Origin of the sequence: Tatumella sp. UBA2305 (assembly GCF_002345795.1) — a bacterium.
GTDB classification, from domain to species: Bacteria; Pseudomonadota; Gammaproteobacteria; order Enterobacterales; family Enterobacteriaceae; genus Tatumella; species Tatumella morbirosei.
This window is the reverse complement of record NZ_DDVT01000014.1, coordinates 1-16,765: the sequence shown is the minus strand read 5'-3', so window position 1 is coordinate 16,765 and position 16,765 is coordinate 1. Positions and strand designations below refer to the sequence as shown.

Genomic DNA, 16,765 nt, shown 5'->3' with positions numbered 1-16,765 from the left:
AGAAGAGGGGCCGGCAGCGCCGTCCCCGTAACACAGAAAGAATATTACGCTTTACTGGGCTGTGCGTTGAATAGCTTTCCCTCCGGCTTCAACATCTTCACCAACACCACGGGTGGTATTACAAGCCGTCAGAACCGAAGAAAGCAGAATGACCGAAACCAGAGCTAACACGCCTTTAGCAATCATATAAATTCCCTCATGACAGAAATGACAACAAAATGACCAGCAACTAAAGGATAGCTGCTATTTGGAAATTTGTGCGCCAACTGAATGAGGTAGTTCACAAAATTTAGTTTTTTAGTTCGCAGCCCTGGCGATGGCATTGCCGAGATGAGAAACGTCTTCACCAAAACCATGAAAAGTATTGCATCCGTTCAGTGCCGATGCCAGTAAACAGAGCAGCAGCAGCTTCCAGAATCGCTGTTTCATTGTCTTCAATCCGTGATTCAGGCGCATCCCGGGGATGCGCCTGACAAAACTTATTTAACGCGGGAAACGTACTCGCCGGAACGGGTGTCAACTTTAATGACTTCACCGATCTGGACGAAAAGTGGAACTTTAACCACGGCACCAGTAGACAGCGTTGCAGGTTTGCCACCTGTCCCCGCAGTATCACCTTTCAGGCCAGGATCGGTTTCGGTAATTTCTGCTTCGATGAAATTAGGCGGGGTAATGGTAATTGGGTTACCGTTCCACAGAGTAACGATACATTCCGCCTGATCCTGCAACCATTTGCCATTTTCACCGACGGCTTTTTCATCCGCGGCCAGCTGTTCAAAAGTACTGTTGTTCATGAAGTGCCAGAACTCACCATCGTTGTACAGGTAAGTCAGGGTAACATCGACAACATCAGCACCTTCTGCGGTGTCGGTCGATTTAAATGTCTTTTCAATCAGTTTACCGGTCAGCAGACGACGCATTTTTACACGCGCAAATGCCTGGCCTTTGCCTGGTTTCACGAACTCACTCGCTTCGATGGCATAAGGTTCGCCATCTAACATAATTTTAAGACCGTTACGAAAATCGTTGCTAGAATATGTTGCCATGAAGGCCCTCGACAAATGGATACTGGACTAAGCCAAAAAAATGGCAAACATTGTAACCCTAAATACCCCTTCCAGAGAAGATTGGTTGCATCAACTTGCGGAAGTTGTTACCGAACCCAATGAATTACTGAAACTTTTAGATCTGGAACATCTGCCGGCATTACATGCCGGAGCCGATGCACGCCGATTATTTGCCTTACGGGTACCACGCGCCTTCATTCAGAGAATGGAAAAAGGTAATCCTGACGATCCGCTGTTACGTCAGGTGATCACCGATCAGGAGGAGTTTATCGTCACCCCGGGTTACAGTACCGATCCGCTGGAAGAGCAGCAAAGTGCGGTGCCGGGTCTGCTGCATAAATACCGTAATCGTGCACTTTTGTTGGTGAAAGGCGGCTGCGCAGTAAACTGTCGTTACTGTTTCCGCCGCCACTTCCCGTATCAGGACAATCAGGGTAACAAACGAAACTGGCGTACCGCTCTGGACTACATCAGCCAGCATCCGGAACTGGATGAGATCATTTTTTCCGGCGGAGACCCGCTGATGGCTAAGGATCACGAACTGGACTGGCTCATCACTGAACTGGAAGCTATCCCTCATCTTCGCCGCTTAAGGATCCACAGCCGGTTACCGGTGGTCATTCCGGCCAGGATCACTGATGCACTGTGCCGTCGGTTAGCGGAATCCCGGTTACAGGTCATTATGGTGACCCATATCAACCATGCTAATGAAATAGACAGCTCACTGGCAGAAGCCATGGGACGTCTGAAACGCAGTGGTGTCACCTTACTGAACCAGAGTGTATTGTTGCGTGGGGTAAATGATAACGCCGCAACGCTGGCTGAACTCAGTAATGCGCTGTTTGATACCGGAATCATGCCTTACTACCTGCATGTGCTGGATAAGGTACAGGGTGCAGCCCATTTTTATGTTTCAGATGATCAGGCCCGGCAGATTATGCGCCAACTGCTGAGCATGGTTTCTGGCTATATGGTACCTAAACTGGCAAGAGAGATTGGTGGAGAGCCCAGTAAAACCCCGCTGGATTTACAACTCAGACAACAATGAAAGGCCATAATTACTGATCCAACGCAGCTAAAACTCTGCAACAAACCACTATTATCCGGTGATTACTGTCAGGCCGACTCAGCGGCCCGACAGCGTTATGAGTGATTATTGTTGGCACCCACGGATACACCCTACCAAAGGATAATTTATGCAAAAGACATTGACCGCATTAAGTATGACCCTGATTGCTTTGCTGGCCATTAATGCAGCCAGTGCCGCTGAAACCTGTGCCGAAAAACGTGACGCGATTGAAAAACAAATGAGTTATGCGCGCCAACATAACAACAGTTCCCAGCTGGCAGGGTTGCAGAAAGCACTGGATGAGGTGAAGACTTATTGTACACCGGAGTCAGTGCGGGATGATGCGCGTCAGGAAATCACCCGGGCAGAAATGAAACTCGCCGATAAAAAACAGGATTTGCGTGAAGCAGAAGACGATCTGAACCAGGCTGTTGCCCGTGGAAACAGCAGTAAGATAAAGAAATACCGGGAAAAAGTGGCGGAGAAAAAACAGGATATTGAAAAACTGAACCGTCAGCTAAATCAGGCTAACCAGGACTTTAAACGCCTGAATTAAATAACACAGGCAGGAAAGCCTCCCCTGCCTGTCGCCGCCTGGCCCACGGTGGATACCACAGCCACCGTCGGGCTAACCGAATGTTAAGGGCACTTGTAGATCTGACCAGACATTTTGGTCGCCACTGGCACAAAACTGGAAATTATAGACAGACCCGGAGTGCTGGCGCCATAGATCACATTACCGCCCATTTCGGCTGCTTTGTTACGTAAATCATTGGCTGCTCCGCGCATCGAGTTCCCGCCCTCAGCGCCCTGGTTAGACAGCCAGTTACTCTGTTCTCCGGTGGCGGTTCCCAGGAATTTACACTGTGCTGCGGGTTGTTGATCCACAAAACGTACACTCTCGCCACTGGAAGTCAGTTGATTACCGGTAGAACTACATCCCGTTAGCATTGCAGTGGCAAAAAGCAGCCCCGCAGAGATTTTTAAACGCATATTCTTCCTCATTATTTTCATTATGCCAGAACTGACAACCGTGGCAGCTTTCAACCAGAGAGTGGGAAATATAATCCGCAAATCAGATTAACACCATAGCGCCGGTAAAATTAAAAAACCAGCCACAAAATACTTTGCCGCGAAATTGTTACATGATGCCTGTTCTGAATGTATTAACACACCCGTCTTAAGAAAAAAAAGACCCGGTTCCTGAGGATACCGGGTCCGTGGAGAAATGATGCAACAGGAGGCAACCTGGACCGGTTGCCGTTCTGTTTGTGCACTTAACAGAGTAAGTGCAACGTAAATTACATCATGCCGCCCATACCGCCCATGCCGCCCATACCGCCAGCAGCACCTAAGTCAGCTTTGTCATCTTTAGGCAGATCAGTCACCATGCATTCGGTGGTGATCATCAGACCAGCAACAGAAGCTGCGTACTGCAGAGCAGAACGGGTCACTTTAGTTGGGTCCAGGATACCAAAGTCAATCATGTTGCCGTATTCTTCAGTAGCAGCGTTGTAACCGAAGTTACCTTCACCGTTTTTCACTTTGTCAGCAACCACAGAAGGTTCTTCACCGGCGTTAGCAACGATCTGACGCAGTGGAGCTTCCATCGCGCGCAGAGCAACACGGATACCCACGTTCTGGTCTTCGTTTTGACCGGTCAGGCCAGCTATCTGTGCAGCCACACGAACCAGCGCCACACCACCACCAGCAACCACACCTTCTTCTACCGCAGCACGGGTCGCATGCAGGGCATCTTCAACGCGGGCTTTTTTCTCTTTCATTTCAACTTCAGTTGCGGCACCCACTTTCAGCACAGCAACACCGCCGGCCAGTTTAGCAACACGTTCCTGCAGTTTTTCTTTGTCGTAATCAGAGGTCGCTTCTTCGATCTGCTGACGGATCTGAGTGACACGGCCTTTGATGGCAGATTCTTCACCAATACCATCGATGATGGTGCTGGTATCTTTGTTGATCACAACGCGTTTAGCCTGACCCAGATCTTCCAGGGTAGCTTTTTCCAGTTCCATACCGATCTCTTCAGAGATAACAGTACCACCGGTCAGGATAGCGATATCCTGCAGCATTGCTTTACGACGGTCACCAAAGCCAGGAGCTTTAACCGCAGAGACTTTAACAATACCACGCATGGTGTTGACTACCAGAGTCGCCAGCGCTTCACCTTCAACATCTTCAGCAATAATCAGCAGAGGTTTACCTGCTTTAGCTACCGCTTCCAGAACTGGCAGCAGTTCACGGATGTTAGAGATTTTCTTGTCAGCCAGCAGGATGAAAGGCTGCTCCAGTTCAACAGAACCTGTTTCTGGTTTGTTGATGAAGTAAGGGGACAGGTAACCACGGTCGAACTGCATACCTTCAACCACGTCCAGCTCGTCCTGCAGGCCGGTACCTTCTTCAACGGTGATAACACCTTCTTTACCGACTTTTTCCATCGCCTGAGCAATCAGAGTACCGACTGATTCGTCAGAGTTTGCAGAAATAGTACCAACCTGAGCCACTGCTTTAGAGTCTGAACAAGGCACAGACAGAGCTTTCAGTTTTTCAACCGCAGCAACGACTGCTTTGTCGATACCACGCTTCAGGTCCATTGGGTTCATACCCGCAGCCACAGCTTTCAGGCCTTCGTTCACGATAGACTGGGCCAGAACGGTTGCAGTAGTGGTACCGTCACCGGCAGCGTCGTTAGCTTTAGAAGCCACTTCTTTAACCATCTGGGCTCCCATGTTTTCGAACTTGTCTTCCAGTTCGATTTCACGGGCAACAGAAACACCATCTTTAGTGATGGTCGGTGCACCAAAAGATTTATCCAGAACCACGTTACGGCCTTTCGGGCCCAGGGTAACTTTTACTGCATCTGCCAGTACGTTCACACCGCGCAGCATTTTTACCCGCGCGTCACTACCGAATTTTACGTCTTTAGCTGCCATTTGAAATATTCCTTAAATTGAGTTCGTTGGTGGAATAGGTTGCCAGATTACTCTGTCACAACGGCCAGGATATCGTTCTCTGAGATGATCAGGACTTCCTGATTATCAATTTTCTCAGCTTTTGCACCGTAACCTTCGTTGAAAATCACAACGTCACCCACTTTCACATCCAGTGGTTTAACTTCGCCGCTTTCAAGGATGCGGCCATTGCCTACGGCCAGCACTTCACCACGGGTAGATTTGCCCGCAGCAGAACCGGTCAGAACGATGCCGCCAGCAGATTTAGCTTCTACTTCTTTACGCTTGACGATAACGCGATCGTGCAATGGACGAATTGTCATTTGATAGCTCTCCTTTGAAATGCCCAGTCACTGGTTTATTGAGGTTGAATACCGGCACGATACCGCCCGGCTTCGTGCTTTCAGAGATAAGGTCAGGACAAAGGCCTTTCAAGGGTAAAAAAATAATTTTTTTTAATTCGACAACAACCACTCTGGTAAAGGCAATTTCAGGGGGATTGTGCTGAAAGGGAATATGTCTCAGAAAGGAAATTATTCAATAGTGCAGTCGGGGCAGAAGTCTGCGTCATCAGCAAACTGTGTTGCCTGTGGGAGCCGGTGACCGGCAGCATCCGTCAAAGGTGGTGAGCTGCCGGACAGAGTTAAGGCTTGCGGGAGGAACTATCATCCTGATGTTCAATCACATCCTGCGACTTACGTTCATACTCCCCTTCAACGGTAAAACCACTGTCATTAGCAGCACCCGGGCCGCCCCGCCACACCTTCAGATACGGCATAACTTTCAGTGTCAGATGTTTCTGCACCGGAGGCAGTAGCAGTAAAAGTCCGAGAAAATCGGTAAAAAAACCCGGTAATACCAGTAAAAAGCCAGCGATAATTAAAGACACACTTCGGGTCATCTCAGCGGCCGGATTTTCGTGACGGGCCAGCTTTTCCTGTAATAACATAAAATTTTTCATCCCCTGATTTTTGACCAGGGAAATGCCAACAGCAGAGGTAAAAATCACCAGTATCAGCGTCAGCAGAACGCCAATCACATGAGCGACCTGAATAAATATCGAAATTTCGATCCAGGCGAGCAGAAAAAAGAGAATAAACGGTAACCAGCGCACGGCGGTCTCCTGTAAGTGAAGGCCCCGCCATGTGGCAGGGCAGCAAAATCAGTGACATCGTAATGATGATAAAATTATAGATGGGTATAACAAAAAGTGATTTCAACCGCGCGACGGTAATTCGTTATAACTAGCCCTGCGGCTGTTCGTATTATCACTGTTTCATAAATCGGGCCACGTTGAGCTGTTATGTTAAATAGAAGTGATTGAAAAGTGATCTGCATTGCTTATTTAATCTATAAACAGAAGATGATCGTGCTGATAAACTGATATGCAGATAAAATCTCGGCATCAGACAATCACAACAAAATGATCACATAACCTGTGACACATCGCTTCAGTAAGAAAGCACACACAAGAAGGTTAACATGGCTAACAATATTCGTATCGAAGAAGACCTGCTCGGCATGCGAGAAGTTCCGGCGGATGCTTATTACGGAATTCATACGTTACGTGCAATTGAAAACTTTTACATCAGCAGTAATAAAATCAGTGACATCCCTGAATTTGTCCGTGGCATGGTAATGGTGAAGAAAGCGGCAGCCATGGCCAACCGGGATCTGCAAACCATCCCCCGTAATATTGCTGATACGATAATCAGAGCCTGTGATGAAGTACTGAACAATGGTACCTGTATGGATCAGTTCCCGGTCGATGTCTATCAGGGCGGTGCGGGAACCTCGGTAAATATGAATACCAATGAGGTGCTGGCGAATATCGGTCTGGAGCTGATGGGCCATAATAAAGGTGAATATCAGTATCTTAACCCCAATGACCACGTCAATATGTGTCAGTCAACCAATGACGCCTACCCGACCGGATTTCGTATTGCGGTGTATAACTCGCTACTGAAACTGGTGGATGCTATCAATTCGCTGGCGGATGGTTTCCAGCGCAAATCAGAAGAATTTAAAACCATCCTGAAAATGGGCCGTACCCAGCTTCAGGATGCGGTCCCGATGACACTCGGCCAGGAGTTTAATGCTTTCAGCATACTGCTGCGGGAAGAGACCCGCAGTATTCTGCGCACCGGCGAGTTATTGCTGGAAGTGAACCTCGGGGCCACGGCTATTGGTACCCGCCTGAATACACCTGACGGTTATCAACCACTGGCCGTCAGGCATCTGGCTGAAGTCAGCCGTCTGCCGGTCGTGGCTGCCGAAGACCTGATTGAAGCGACCTCTGATTGTGGTGCCTACGTGATGGTCCACTCGTCATTAAAAAGGCTGGCGGTGAAACTGTCGAAGATCTGTAATGACCTGCGGTTGCTTTCTTCCGGTCCCCGTGCCGGGTTAAACGAAATTAACCTGCCACAGTTACAGGCCGGCTCGTCCATTATGCCGGCTAAAGTGAACCCGGTAGTACCGGAAGTCGTCAACCAGGTCTGCTTTAAAGTGATTGGCAACGACACCACCGTGACCATGGCTGCAGAGGCCGGACAACTCCAGCTGAATGTGATGGAACCGGTGATTGGTCAGGCTTTGTTTGAGTCCATCAGCATTCTGAGTAACGCCTGCTTTAACCTGCTGGAAAAATGTGTCACCGGCATTACCGCTAACCAGAAAATCTGTGAGTCATACGTATTCAGCTCTATCGGTATTGTGACCTATCTGAACCCGTATATCGGCCACCACAATGGTGATATTGTCGGGAAAATCTGTGCTGAAACAGGTAAAAGCGTGCGTGAAGTCGTGCTTGAACGAGGGCTTCTGACAAATGAGCAACTGGATGATATTTTCTCGGTCGATAACCTGATGCACCCGGTGTACAAAGCTAAACGTTATACCGAAGATAACGAATAACGGCTTCCCGGTCCGGCCTCAGCTGCCGGACCAGAGCTTCCCTGTCCACCCTCCTCCTGAATTTTTCTGTTACGGTCTGCATTCTGTTGTTGCCGAAAAAAAATGCTATCATGCCAGCCTGACTCAGGAGTGCGCAATGAATCCATCCTCTGCCATTATTGTGTTATGCACCACCCCCGATAAAGTGACGGCAACGGCTCTGGCGCGACTAGCCATTCGCCGTAAACTTGCGGCATGCGTTAATCTCCTGCCTGGTATGACCTCTATATATCACTGGCAGGATCAGCTGGAATGTTCCGAAGAAGTACAACTGATTTTTAAAAGTGATACGGAGCATCAACAGGACTTATTGTCACTGCTGAAACAGGAACATCCTTACGATATCCCTGAATTACTGGTGATCCCTGTACAACACGGAGATAGTGAATACTTGTCATGGTTACACGCCTCACTCGCCTGATTTTACTGGCACTGACTCTCTTCAGCCTGCATGCGCAGGCGGGCTTATTCGACAGCGGATCATCGCCACATTTTGTGACGGTGAATCAGGCCTTCGGTTTCGATTTTAGCCAGAATAACCATAATGTTGTGCTGCGCTGGAAGGTGAAATCCGGTTATTACCTGTATCGCCAGCAATTCAGTATCACCGGCACCAATGCGGTGATCGCCGGGATTGATCTGCCCTCCGGCCAACCCCACGAAGATGAATTCTTCGGCAAAAGTCAGATTTTCCCTCAGGATGTTCAAATTCCCGTAACACTGAAAAGCGCCCGTCCCGGAGCGACCCTGAAAGTCAGTTATCAGGGATGTGCGGCTGCCGGATTCTGTTATCCTCCGGAAACCCGTGAGATTCCATTATCGCAGGTCAGCACAACCAGCAGCGAAACCCCGGCAACGGCAGCTGCCACACCAGCCCCCGTACCGGAACCTCAGAGCGGCCCGGCAGTGTCACGATTACCTTTTTCACCGTTGTGGGCGCTGCTGATCGGCATCGGGATTGCGTTCACCCCGTGCGTACTGCCGATGTACCCGCTCATTTCGGCCATCATCCTCGGTGGACGCCGTGATGTCAGGGCATCGCGAATTCTGTTGCTGGCTTTCGTCTATGTGCAAGGCATGGCCCTGACCTATACCTTGATGGGTATCGTCGTCGCGGCTGCCGGACTGCGTTTTCAGGCAGCACTGCAAAGTCCTGTCATATTACTGACCCTGTCTGCGGTGTTTATCCTGCTGGCTTTGTCGATGTTTGGACTGTTCTCACTGCAACTGCCCTCATCACTGCAAACCCGGCTGACACTCTGGAGCAACCGCCAGCAGGGCGGTTCGCTTAGCGGTGTGTTTCTGATGGGGGCTTTAGCGGGATTAATTTGCTCGCCCTGCACCACTGCGCCGCTAAGTGCCATCCTGCTGTATATCGCCCAAAGCGGTAACATGTTGGCCGGTGGCGGCACTCTGTACCTTTACGCCCTGGGGATGGGGTTGCCGTTGATTATTGTGACGCTGTTTGGCAATAAACTGCTGCCAAAAAGTGGCCCGTGGATGCAGTCAGTGAAAGAGGGTTTTGGCTTTGTTATCCTGGCATTACCGGTATTTCTGATAGACCGCGTCGCCGGTGATCTCTGGGGAATGAGGCTCTGGAGCCTGTTAGGGGTAGCATTCTTTGGCTGGGCGTTTGCACTCAGCCTGAAGAGTCCAAAAGGCTGGATGCGGGTATTACAGATTGTCTGGTTGCTGGCCGCCCTGGTGGCCGCCCGTCCTTTGCAGGACTGGGCCTTCGCGACCCCGGGTGTAACGACATCACAGGACCAGGCCCTGCCGTTCCAAAACATCGGTACGGTGGCTGATCTGCAACAGCAACTCAGTCAGGCTCAGGGAAAAATCACCATGGTTGATTTATATGCTGACTGGTGTGTAGCCTGTAAAGAGTTCGAAAAGTATACCTTTACCGATCCACAGGTACGACAGGAGTTTTCTCAGTTCCGGCTGGTACAGGCCAATGTCACGGCCAACAGCGCACAGGATAACGCCCTGCTGACAAACCTGAATGTGCTGGGGCTACCGACGTTACTGTTTTTTGATGCCAACGGACATGAAATCCCTGATTCACGGGTCACCGGCTATATGAACGCCAGCCAGTTTTTGGCCCATCTGCGGAAACTGCGCGCTGAATAACATAACCAACTGCGCCGGCTAACGACCGGTGTGGAACTCACGGAGGTTAATGTGTCTCAGGAACAAGTACATGAGCAGATACTACTCATTCTGGAGCAGCAAGGTCTGGCCGTTACCGGCAATCTGAAACAGCAATTGCAGGACCGGGGGATCACCGCGGATGAAGCACTTTCTGAAGAAATATTGCTGCGCGATGCACTGGAATTTCATGGCCGCCAGATCGGCGAATGGCGAAAGCAGATTGAACACAATACTGAACTTAGCCAGATTCAAAAATTACTGATGCGTTACACTCTGCTGGAAGAGCATGTGCAGCGCGGTCGTTTTCCCGGCTGCCTGTTTATCGCCGCATGCAGTGTGTTTCCCGCGCCTCACCACCCGATTCATCAGGTGGCCGAGCAACAAAAACAGGCTTCCTGGCAATATACTCACCAGAACCTGATAGCTCTCGAACTGGATAACCCAACCATGGTGGCCGATCAGCTGGAACTGGTGCTGGAAGGCTGCCTGAGCAAATTACTGGTGAAACGTAACCTGCAGGATATTGCCACCGCGCGACGGTTAGCAGAAGATATCCTGCAAATGGCGTTATGCCGACAGAACGGCGCCCTCAGTTAACCCCGTCACCGGGCCAGCAGGCCCGGAGTCAACCTGATTAGTCTATCAGCTGTCCTTTCTCATCATAAAATGGCCAGGGTCCCGGGTAGCTTCCAACGGGCAGATAATGTGTCACCAGTGGCTGTAACGGCTGCCAGCGATGCACCAGAAAGCCTGCTGGCTCCAGCACAAAACAGGCGGCACCGTCAGCACTGAAATCCGGCGCGACCTGATGAGAGGTACCGGGGGCCGTGCATACCAGCGTGTTTCCGAGACTACTGACCATATAACGATGAACATGGCCACACAGCAGGCGAACCACCTGCGGATGTCTGCTGATAATCTTCTGTAAATCATCAGGATTTTCCAGACGCTGCCGGTCCATATGGCCGATTCCACTGATAAACGGTGGGTGGTGCAGCATAACGATCGTGGGTCTGTCGGGCGCCTGCAGTAATATCTCATCCAGCCACTGCAATGTCTTTGACTCAAGCCTGCCGCCGGGTTTCCCGGGAATCGTTGAATCGAGGCCAATCAGTCGTACCGGAAAATCGTCGTTCACCCAGTTTAATGCCGGGGCGGGTACCGGACACCACGACTTGTCAGCGAAAGCACCATAAAAGGCCTGTCGGTCATCATGATTCCCCGGAATGGCAAACCACGGCATCTGAAGTGTATCCAGCAACTGACGCACCTGACGGTATTCATCATCGCGGCCAAAATCGGTTAAATCCCCGGTGATCACTACCGCATCCGCTGCTGGCCGCATCCGGTTAATCTGCTCAGTCACCTGTTGCAACGCATGATAAGTATCGACAACTTTATAGGTCAGCTGACCCGCAGCTTTAATATGTAAATCACTGATTTGCACCAGCGTGAATGGAGTATCTCTCATGTTGTTCACATCCTTTTCCCTGCCCTGAATAACGCCTCTCCCGCCAGATGCAAACCGACATGCTGCCCCGCATGCCATTGTTCACGCGGCGGACAATCAACACTGACCTTATGCTGGCTGCCGGTATCCACGGTAACCCTCAACACCTGCCCGAGAAACACACTCTCCACCACCTGACCCGTCAGTGTGGCTCCGCTGATACTTCCCAGACGAATATCCTCCGGCCGGCAATAATGATCGCCGATTCGGTTTATGGCACCGATAAAGTCGGCGACGAACGCCGTTTCCGGATGGTGATAAATTTCGCGGGGAGTTCCAATTTGTTCGATACGCCCCTGGTTCATCACCGCAATCCGGTCTCCCAGCGCCATGGCTTCCTGCTGGTCATGGGTGACATAAACGGCTGTGATAGACAGCCGGTTGAGTAACCGACCAATATCATCCCGTAACCGGTCACGGAGCTGTGCATCCAGGGCCGCCAGAGGTTCATCAAACAATAAAACGCCGGGTCTGGCAGCCATCGCCCGCGCCAAAGCAACCCGCTGTTTTTGTCCCCCGGAAAGCGCCTGTACCGGACGCTGAGCCAGTGCGCTCAGATCCACCATCTCCAGCATTTCTGCCACCCTTGAGCGGATGACTTCAGAGGGCAGCTTTTGGATCTTCAGGCCGTAGGCAACGTTCTGCGCCACATTCAAATGAGGAAACAGTGCGTAATTCTGAAACACCATACCCACATGACGCTTTTCGATGGCGACATTCGTGACATTACGATCACCAAACCATATTTGACCACCAGGATCGCACTGTTCCAGTCCACTGATAATCCGCAGAGTCGTGGTCTTGCCACATCCGGAAGGGCCCAACAGCACCAGGGTTTCTCCCGGGATAATCTCCAGGCTGAGCGGGTGCAAGGCAATATGTTGATTGAAGGTCCGGGAACAATTGGTTAACCGGATACCCACAGGCTGAGACATCGTCTCTCTCCTCTATTTATTGTCCCGAAAAAATCGTTTTTGCAGTCGGGGTAAGGCATACATGGCCGTCAGTAGCGGCATGATCATGATCAGGAATAAGGTGGTGTACGAAGAACCGTTTTCCAGACGCATTGAGGCATAGCTGTCGGCCAACCCGACCGGCAGAGTTTTGGTCAGCGGCGTGTGCAGCATCCAGGTAATATTGAATTCGCCAATCGACAAAGTAATCACCATAAATGCCCCCGCAATAATCCCCGACCAACAGTTAGGGATCACCACCGTCATCAAACGGTACAGGCTGCCGGCACCCAGGCTGGATGCCGCCTCTTCCATCACCGAAATTCCTGATGACTTCATCACTGCCAGCACCGGACGCACCATAAATGGCAGGGTAAACAACACGTGGCCGCTCAGAATAAACAGCCAGCTACCGCGAAAATCATGAAACCGGCCATACAGCAGCAGCATACCCAAAGCCGTCGCCAGCCCGGGAATGGCTACCGGCAGGAGCAGACACTCTTCAATGACTGTCTGCTGGCGTCGTGGTAGTTTTAGCAATCCCCAGGCCGCCGGTATCCCCAGCAACAGGTTACACACCAGGCAGGCCATCGCAATTTTCAGCGTCAGCCAGAAGGTACCGGAATACATCGACCACACATCCGTCAGCCAGTGAAGCGTGAATCCACCGCTGATACCGCGAAATGCGTTCTGCATAAAGCCGGTCATCACCGACATGACTACCGGGACTATCAGAAACAGGCACACCAACAGGGTCAGCAATGCCTGGCCGCCAGATAATAGTTTCTTCATGCTGAACCTCCCGCAGGGATTTCCGCCAGACGCCTGGCCAGCAGTAATACGCCCCAGGTAATCGCACCGAGAATCACCGACAATGCAGCCGCGGTGGCAAAATTGGCATAATTGGTGAATTCACCATAAATCGTCAGCGGCAGCACGTTTAGCTGGGTTCCCAGGGTAAAGGCGGTTCCAAAAGCACCGACACTGGTCGCAAAACAAAGCGCGGTACTGGCAATCAGTGCCGGAGCCAGCCCCGGTAAAATAACATCCCGGGTGATCTGTAATGGCCCTGCCCCCATGGCCCTGGCCGCTTCTTCCAGCGAGACATCCAGTTTTTCACAGGCGGCATACAGGGTCATAATGACCCGTGGAATCGAAAAATAGAGATAACCGAGGAATAATCCACCCAGGCTATAAGCAAAGGTGAACCGCTCCCCCGTCAGCAGAACACTCAGTTGCGCCAGTAATCCCTGACGTCCTCCCAGCATCACCATCAGAAATCCGACCACCACTCCGGGAAATGCTAACGGGAAAGTCAGCAGAGCCAACAGAACCCCTTTACCGGGTACTGCATGGCGGGCCAGATAACAAGCCACCACCGCACTGATAGCGACGGCCACCACCGACACTACTGCCGATAACAGCAATGTGGTGCCCAGACTGCTCAGATAACGTGACCGCGTGAGGACCGTCAGATAAGCATTAAGATGGGTGCTGTTATCCGGTTCTGTTCCCATCACGACCAGATAAACAAAGGGTATTGCCCAGAAGGCGACGAATACCGTCAGTGCCGGTGCCAGCGCATAGATCCGCACGCCCGGCCGTAACCTTCTGGCTGACAGCCCCCGTCGTGCAGGGGACTGTCCGGCGAACAACTGCCGCATTTAGTGAACCTCACTCAGATATTCTGCAGAAAATGCCTTTTGTACATCCGCCATTTGCTGGTAATTCACGGTATGTGCCCTGGCATAATCGCTGTCTGGCAGGAATCCTTTTTTACTCATTCCGGCGGTTTCTATCACCGGACGTAACCAGGCATTTGCCCACAACTGCTGCCCTTTTGGCGACAGAACATAGTCAATAATCTTCTTGCCTTCAGCCAGGTGCGGGGCATTTTTAACCAGGCTTATCACATAAGGTACCTGGATGGTTCCTTCCTGAGGGATCACAAACTGTACATTGGCTTTATCGCTATAACGTGCCCGGTAAGCATTAAAGTCATAGTCCAACAGAATCGGAATCTCACCGGAAAGCACCCGCGCATAAGCTGTCTGTTTCGGCACTATCGGGCTGTTTTTACTTAACTCCTGAAAATAGTGAATCGCCGGGCTGAAATTATTTAAAGAACCGCCCATTGCCTGATTCACGGCCACTGCGGCGGCATAACCCACAAAAGCACTGGCCGGATCCAGATAACCGATCATGCCTTTATATTCCGGCTTCAGCAGATCTTTCCAGGAATGGGGAACCGGCAGCCCTCCCAGCGCATCTACATTCACCATAAAGCCGATAGTCCCGGAGTGAAGTGCAATCCACTTCCCATCGGGATCCTTCATATCTTTGGGGATCTGATCCCAGTTGGCGGGCTTATAACCTTCAACCACCCCTGATTTTGCCGCCTGGATACCAAAGGTAATGCCCAGATAAGCAACATCGGCTACCGGATTATTTTTTTCTGCCACCAGTTGTGCCAGTGCCTGGCCGGAGTTTTTATCGTCCTGCGGCACCTGGATCCCCAGATCCTGGCGAATATGTTTTAGCTGGGTTCCCCAGTCAGCCCATTCCGGCGGACAGTTGTAACAGATAGCGGTTGATACGGCGGCCTGGGCCTGTGCGGTGATAACCAGCGAAGTCGCCAGCAATGCACTGCGGATAAAAACAGATTTATTCATAATTTCCTCTGGTGTGGGCAATATTCCGGGGGGCCGCGACGCTTTCCCCCTGACGAATTTCAAAATCCAGCTGACGTGATACCGCCTGCTGGCCCTGGATAAGTTGTAAGAGAGTGCTGACAGCACAGGCACCCAGTGCTTCACGCGGCTGTACCACCGAACACAATGACGGTGTCACCATCTGCCCGAGAGCGATGCCATCGAAACCGACCACCGACAGATCCCGGGGTACATGGATTCCACGCCGTTGCAGCTGACCGATCAGACTGATCGCCAGCAGATCGTTTGAACACAACACCGCAGTCAGCGGTTGTGGACTCCCGAGTAACTCCTGCAGATAACCCACATCACTGCGGGTATGTTCCGGCATTTCGATCAATGGGGCGGGAACCAGTCCGGCCTCAGTCATTGCCTGGCAATATCCCTGATAACGCCTCGCTGCCCGGTCAGACTGCTGCAACGGCCCGGCGACCATCGCAATCCGCGCATGCCCTTGCTGTTGCAAAAAACGGGTGGCTTCGGCCATCGCCCGGCAGTTATCAATACTCAGGCAGACCACTTCTCCGGCAGCAGACTCGTTGTGTACCAGTACCACCGGCAACGGCGGCCAGCCACTGCCTGATTCGCTCAACTGCTCTCCGCTGCTGGCTACCGTCATTACCAGTCCGTCGACCTGCCGCGACAGCATCTGCTCAAGGGTTTGCTGCTCACGCTGTGGGTCATAGCCGGTGGTGGCGACCAGTAACGAATAGCCTGCCTGACGGGCCACCTGCTCCATGGCACTGAGTTGCTCGTTAAATACCGGGTTATCGAGTGTCGGCACCATCACACCAATCAGATGAGTGGTGCTGGTACGCAGCTGCCGGGCGACCAGGTTGATGCGGAACCCTGACTGCTGCGCAGCGGCATAGATTTTTTCACGGGTCGCCGGTTGTACCATTTCGGGGCTGGAAAATGCCCGGGCCGCTGTGGCCCGCGACACACCGGCCAGTCTGGCGACTGTATTCAGATTACTCATCACTTCTCCACGACCAATGAGATCGATCTCATGGCGGCAAGCCTAAGTGGAGAAAATGACAATAATGTGTCATTCCGGTGAATTTGCAGACACGCGGTACGGAAGATATCTCATCGTTGAACTGTGGCTGGTATCACAAAATAAAAAGCGTCACAGGCGTTACTGCGGGTGTTTACCGCAGGAAAAAACAGCAAAAGGAGGGTTTTCGTATAGAAAGCAATCAGTCAGTGGTATTTTTACATTTCCCCCGGTAAAAAGTGTTGACGAGCCAGGGCCATTACGGTTTAATGCGCCCCGTTGCCCGAATAGCTCAGTCGGTAGAGCAGGGGATTGAAAATCCCCGTGTCCTTGGTTCGATTCCGAGTTCGGGCACCACTTCTTTAGAAGAACCCGCCTCTGGC

At 51.4% G+C, this 16,765-nt stretch carries 19 protein-coding genes and 1 tRNA gene; 7 read left to right on the top strand and 13 right to left on the bottom strand.

What is annotated here, in order from left to right; genetic code table 11:
- Window positions 1-51: 51 nt before the first annotated feature.
- The 3 genes from B3Z23_RS06040 to efp all read right to left on the bottom strand — a co-directional run bounded on the left by B3Z23_RS06040 (window position 52) and on the right by efp (window position 1,046).
- The gene (locus B3Z23_RS06040) at window positions 52-186 is read right to left on the bottom strand and encodes an entericidin A/B family lipoprotein (protein WP_038023569.1); all 135 of its coding nucleotides are present in this window, start codon (window positions 184-186) and stop codon (window positions 52-54) included.
- A 111-nt stretch (window positions 187-297) separates the two neighbouring features.
- Window positions 298-429 carry an entericidin A/B family lipoprotein gene (locus tag B3Z23_RS06035; protein ID WP_294902982.1) on the bottom strand — a complete coding sequence of 44 codons (132 nt, stop codon included), beginning with the start codon at window positions 427-429 and terminating at the stop codon, window positions 298-300.
- Window positions 430-479: 50 nt separating this feature from the next.
- Entirely contained in the window at window positions 480-1,046 is a 567-nt protein-coding gene (gene efp, locus B3Z23_RS06030) for an elongation factor P (protein ID WP_038023571.1), read from the bottom strand.
- Between the two features lie 40 nt (window positions 1,047-1,086).
- Between efp and epmB the strand changes: the two genes are divergently transcribed.
- Window positions 1,087-2,115 carry an EF-P beta-lysylation protein EpmB gene (gene epmB / locus B3Z23_RS06025; protein WP_294902980.1) on the top strand — a complete coding sequence of 343 codons (1,029 nt, stop codon included), beginning with the start codon at window positions 1,087-1,089 and terminating at the stop codon, window positions 2,113-2,115.
- Window positions 2,116-2,263: 148 nt separating this feature from the next.
- A complete protein-coding gene (locus B3Z23_RS06020; protein WP_294902978.1) occupies window positions 2,264-2,692 on the top strand; it encodes a DUF1090 domain-containing protein in 429 nt (142 codons plus the stop codon).
- A gap of 83 nt (window positions 2,693-2,775) precedes the next feature.
- On the opposite strand, the gene B3Z23_RS06015 is transcribed toward B3Z23_RS06020, so the two are convergent.
- The 4 genes from B3Z23_RS06015 to B3Z23_RS06000 form a co-directional block, all read right to left on the bottom strand.
- The gene (locus B3Z23_RS06015) at window positions 2,776-3,129 is read right to left on the bottom strand and encodes a DUF4156 domain-containing protein (RefSeq protein ID WP_294902976.1); all 354 of its coding nucleotides are present in this window, start codon (window positions 3,127-3,129) and stop codon (window positions 2,776-2,778) included.
- Window positions 3,130-3,437: 308 nt separating this feature from the next.
- Window positions 3,438-5,084: a chaperonin GroEL gene (gene groL / locus B3Z23_RS06010; protein ID WP_038023581.1), complete on the bottom strand. Its 1,647-nt coding sequence runs from the start codon at window positions 5,082-5,084 to the stop codon at window positions 3,438-3,440.
- Between the two features lie 47 nt (window positions 5,085-5,131).
- Window positions 5,132-5,425 (bottom strand): co-chaperone GroES, encoded by a 294-nt coding sequence (locus tag B3Z23_RS06005; protein WP_029686522.1) that lies wholly within the window; start codon window positions 5,423-5,425, stop codon window positions 5,132-5,134.
- A 320-nt stretch (window positions 5,426-5,745) separates the two neighbouring features.
- Entirely contained in the window at window positions 5,746-6,216 is a 471-nt protein-coding gene (locus tag B3Z23_RS06000; protein ID WP_038023585.1) for an FxsA family protein, read from the bottom strand.
- A 368-nt stretch (window positions 6,217-6,584) separates the two neighbouring features.
- On the opposite strand from B3Z23_RS06000, the gene aspA reads away from it, so the two are divergent.
- The 4 genes from aspA (at window position 6,585) to dicD (ending at window position 10,808) form a co-directional block, all read left to right on the top strand.
- Window positions 6,585-8,018, top strand: coding sequence for an aspartate ammonia-lyase (gene aspA, locus B3Z23_RS05995; RefSeq protein WP_294902971.1), 1,434 nt, complete (start codon window positions 6,585-6,587; stop codon window positions 8,016-8,018).
- Window positions 8,019-8,154: 136 nt separating this feature from the next.
- Window positions 8,155-8,478, top strand: a complete 324-nt coding sequence (gene cutA, locus B3Z23_RS05990; protein ID WP_294902969.1) for a divalent cation tolerance protein CutA — start codon at window positions 8,155-8,157, stop codon at window positions 8,476-8,478.
- A complete protein-coding gene (locus B3Z23_RS05985; RefSeq protein ID WP_294902967.1) occupies window positions 8,454-10,190 on the top strand; it encodes a protein-disulfide reductase DsbD in 1,737 nt (578 codons plus the stop codon). Before cutA ends, B3Z23_RS05985 begins: the two co-directional genes overlap by 25 nt.
- A 51-nt stretch (window positions 10,191-10,241) precedes the next feature.
- On the top strand, window positions 10,242-10,808 hold the full coding sequence (gene dicD, locus B3Z23_RS05980) for a division control transcriptional repressor DicD (RefSeq protein ID WP_294902965.1): 567 nt from the start codon (window positions 10,242-10,244) through the stop codon (window positions 10,806-10,808).
- 37 nt (window positions 10,809-10,845) lie between these two features.
- On the opposite strand, the gene B3Z23_RS05975 is transcribed toward dicD, so the two are convergent.
- The 6 genes from B3Z23_RS05975 to B3Z23_RS05950 are packed head-to-tail and all read right to left on the bottom strand — an operon-like array spanning window position 10,846 to window position 16,364.
- Entirely contained in the window at window positions 10,846-11,682 is an 837-nt protein-coding gene (locus B3Z23_RS05975; RefSeq protein ID WP_294902963.1) for a phosphodiesterase, read from the bottom strand.
- 5 nt (window positions 11,683-11,687) lie between these two features.
- A complete protein-coding gene (locus tag B3Z23_RS05970) occupies window positions 11,688-12,656 on the bottom strand; it encodes an ABC transporter ATP-binding protein (protein WP_294902961.1) in 969 nt (322 codons plus the stop codon).
- Between the two features lie 12 nt (window positions 12,657-12,668).
- The gene (locus B3Z23_RS05965; RefSeq protein WP_294902959.1) at window positions 12,669-13,466 is read right to left on the bottom strand and encodes an ABC transporter permease; all 798 of its coding nucleotides are present in this window, start codon (window positions 13,464-13,466) and stop codon (window positions 12,669-12,671) included.
- The gene (locus B3Z23_RS05960; protein ID WP_294902957.1) at window positions 13,463-14,338 is read right to left on the bottom strand and encodes an ABC transporter permease; all 876 of its coding nucleotides are present in this window, start codon (window positions 14,336-14,338) and stop codon (window positions 13,463-13,465) included. The genes B3Z23_RS05965 and B3Z23_RS05960 overlap by 4 nt, the downstream gene beginning before the upstream one ends.
- Window positions 14,339-15,346, bottom strand: a complete 1,008-nt coding sequence (locus B3Z23_RS05955; protein WP_294902955.1) for an ABC transporter substrate-binding protein — start codon at window positions 15,344-15,346, stop codon at window positions 14,339-14,341.
- The gene (locus tag B3Z23_RS05950; protein WP_294902953.1) at window positions 15,339-16,364 is read right to left on the bottom strand and encodes a LacI family DNA-binding transcriptional regulator; all 1,026 of its coding nucleotides are present in this window, start codon (window positions 16,362-16,364) and stop codon (window positions 15,339-15,341) included. Before B3Z23_RS05950 ends, B3Z23_RS05955 begins: the two co-directional genes overlap by 8 nt.
- 299 nt (window positions 16,365-16,663) lie before the next feature.
- Between B3Z23_RS05950 and B3Z23_RS05945 the strand changes: the two genes are divergently transcribed.
- A tRNA-Phe gene (locus B3Z23_RS05945) sits at window positions 16,664-16,739 on the top strand.
- The last annotated feature ends 26 nt before the right edge of the window (window positions 16,740-16,765 follow it).

Bases quoted from the DNA above. Each gene is read 5' to 3' on its own strand.
- B3Z23_RS05975 (WP_294902963.1), bottom strand. From the start codon at position 11,682: ATGAGAGATACTCCATTCACGCTGGTGCAAATCAGTGATTTACATATT.
- epmB (WP_294902980.1), top strand. From the start codon at position 1,087: ATGGCAAACATTGTAACCCTAAATACCCCTTCCAGAGAAGATTGGTTG.
- cutA (WP_294902969.1), top strand. From the start codon at position 8,155: ATGAATCCATCCTCTGCCATTATTGTGTTATGCACCACCCCCGATAAA.
- B3Z23_RS06035 (WP_294902982.1), bottom strand. From the start codon at position 429: ATGAAACAGCGATTCTGGAAGCTGCTGCTGCTCTGTTTACTGGCATCG.
- B3Z23_RS05985 (WP_294902967.1), top strand. From the start codon at position 8,454: ATGGTTACACGCCTCACTCGCCTGATTTTACTGGCACTGACTCTCTTC.
- B3Z23_RS06020 (WP_294902978.1), top strand. From the start codon at position 2,264: ATGCAAAAGACATTGACCGCATTAAGTATGACCCTGATTGCTTTGCTG.
- B3Z23_RS05960 (WP_294902957.1), bottom strand. From the start codon at position 14,338: ATGCGGCAGTTGTTCGCCGGACAGTCCCCTGCACGACGGGGGCTGTCA.
- B3Z23_RS05970 (WP_294902961.1), bottom strand. From the start codon at position 12,656: ATGTCTCAGCCTGTGGGTATCCGGTTAACCAATTGTTCCCGGACCTTC.
- efp (WP_038023571.1), bottom strand. From the start codon at position 1,046: ATGGCAACATATTCTAGCAACGATTTTCGTAACGGTCTTAAAATTATG.
- B3Z23_RS05965 (WP_294902959.1), bottom strand. From the start codon at position 13,466: ATGAAGAAACTATTATCTGGCGGCCAGGCATTGCTGACCCTGTTGGTG.
- B3Z23_RS05955 (WP_294902955.1), bottom strand. From the start codon at position 15,346: ATGAATAAATCTGTTTTTATCCGCAGTGCATTGCTGGCGACTTCGCTG.
- B3Z23_RS05950 (WP_294902953.1), bottom strand. From the start codon at position 16,364: ATGAGTAATCTGAATACAGTCGCCAGACTGGCCGGTGTGTCGCGGGCC.
- B3Z23_RS06005 (WP_029686522.1), bottom strand. From the start codon at position 5,425: ATGACAATTCGTCCATTGCACGATCGCGTTATCGTCAAGCGTAAAGAA.
- groL (WP_038023581.1), bottom strand. From the start codon at position 5,084: ATGGCAGCTAAAGACGTAAAATTCGGTAGTGACGCGCGGGTAAAAATG.
- B3Z23_RS06040 (WP_038023569.1), bottom strand. From the start codon at position 186: ATGATTGCTAAAGGCGTGTTAGCTCTGGTTTCGGTCATTCTGCTTTCT.
- aspA (WP_294902971.1), top strand. From the start codon at position 6,585: ATGGCTAACAATATTCGTATCGAAGAAGACCTGCTCGGCATGCGAGAA.
- B3Z23_RS06015 (WP_294902976.1), bottom strand. From the start codon at position 3,129: ATGCGTTTAAAAATCTCTGCGGGGCTGCTTTTTGCCACTGCAATGCTA.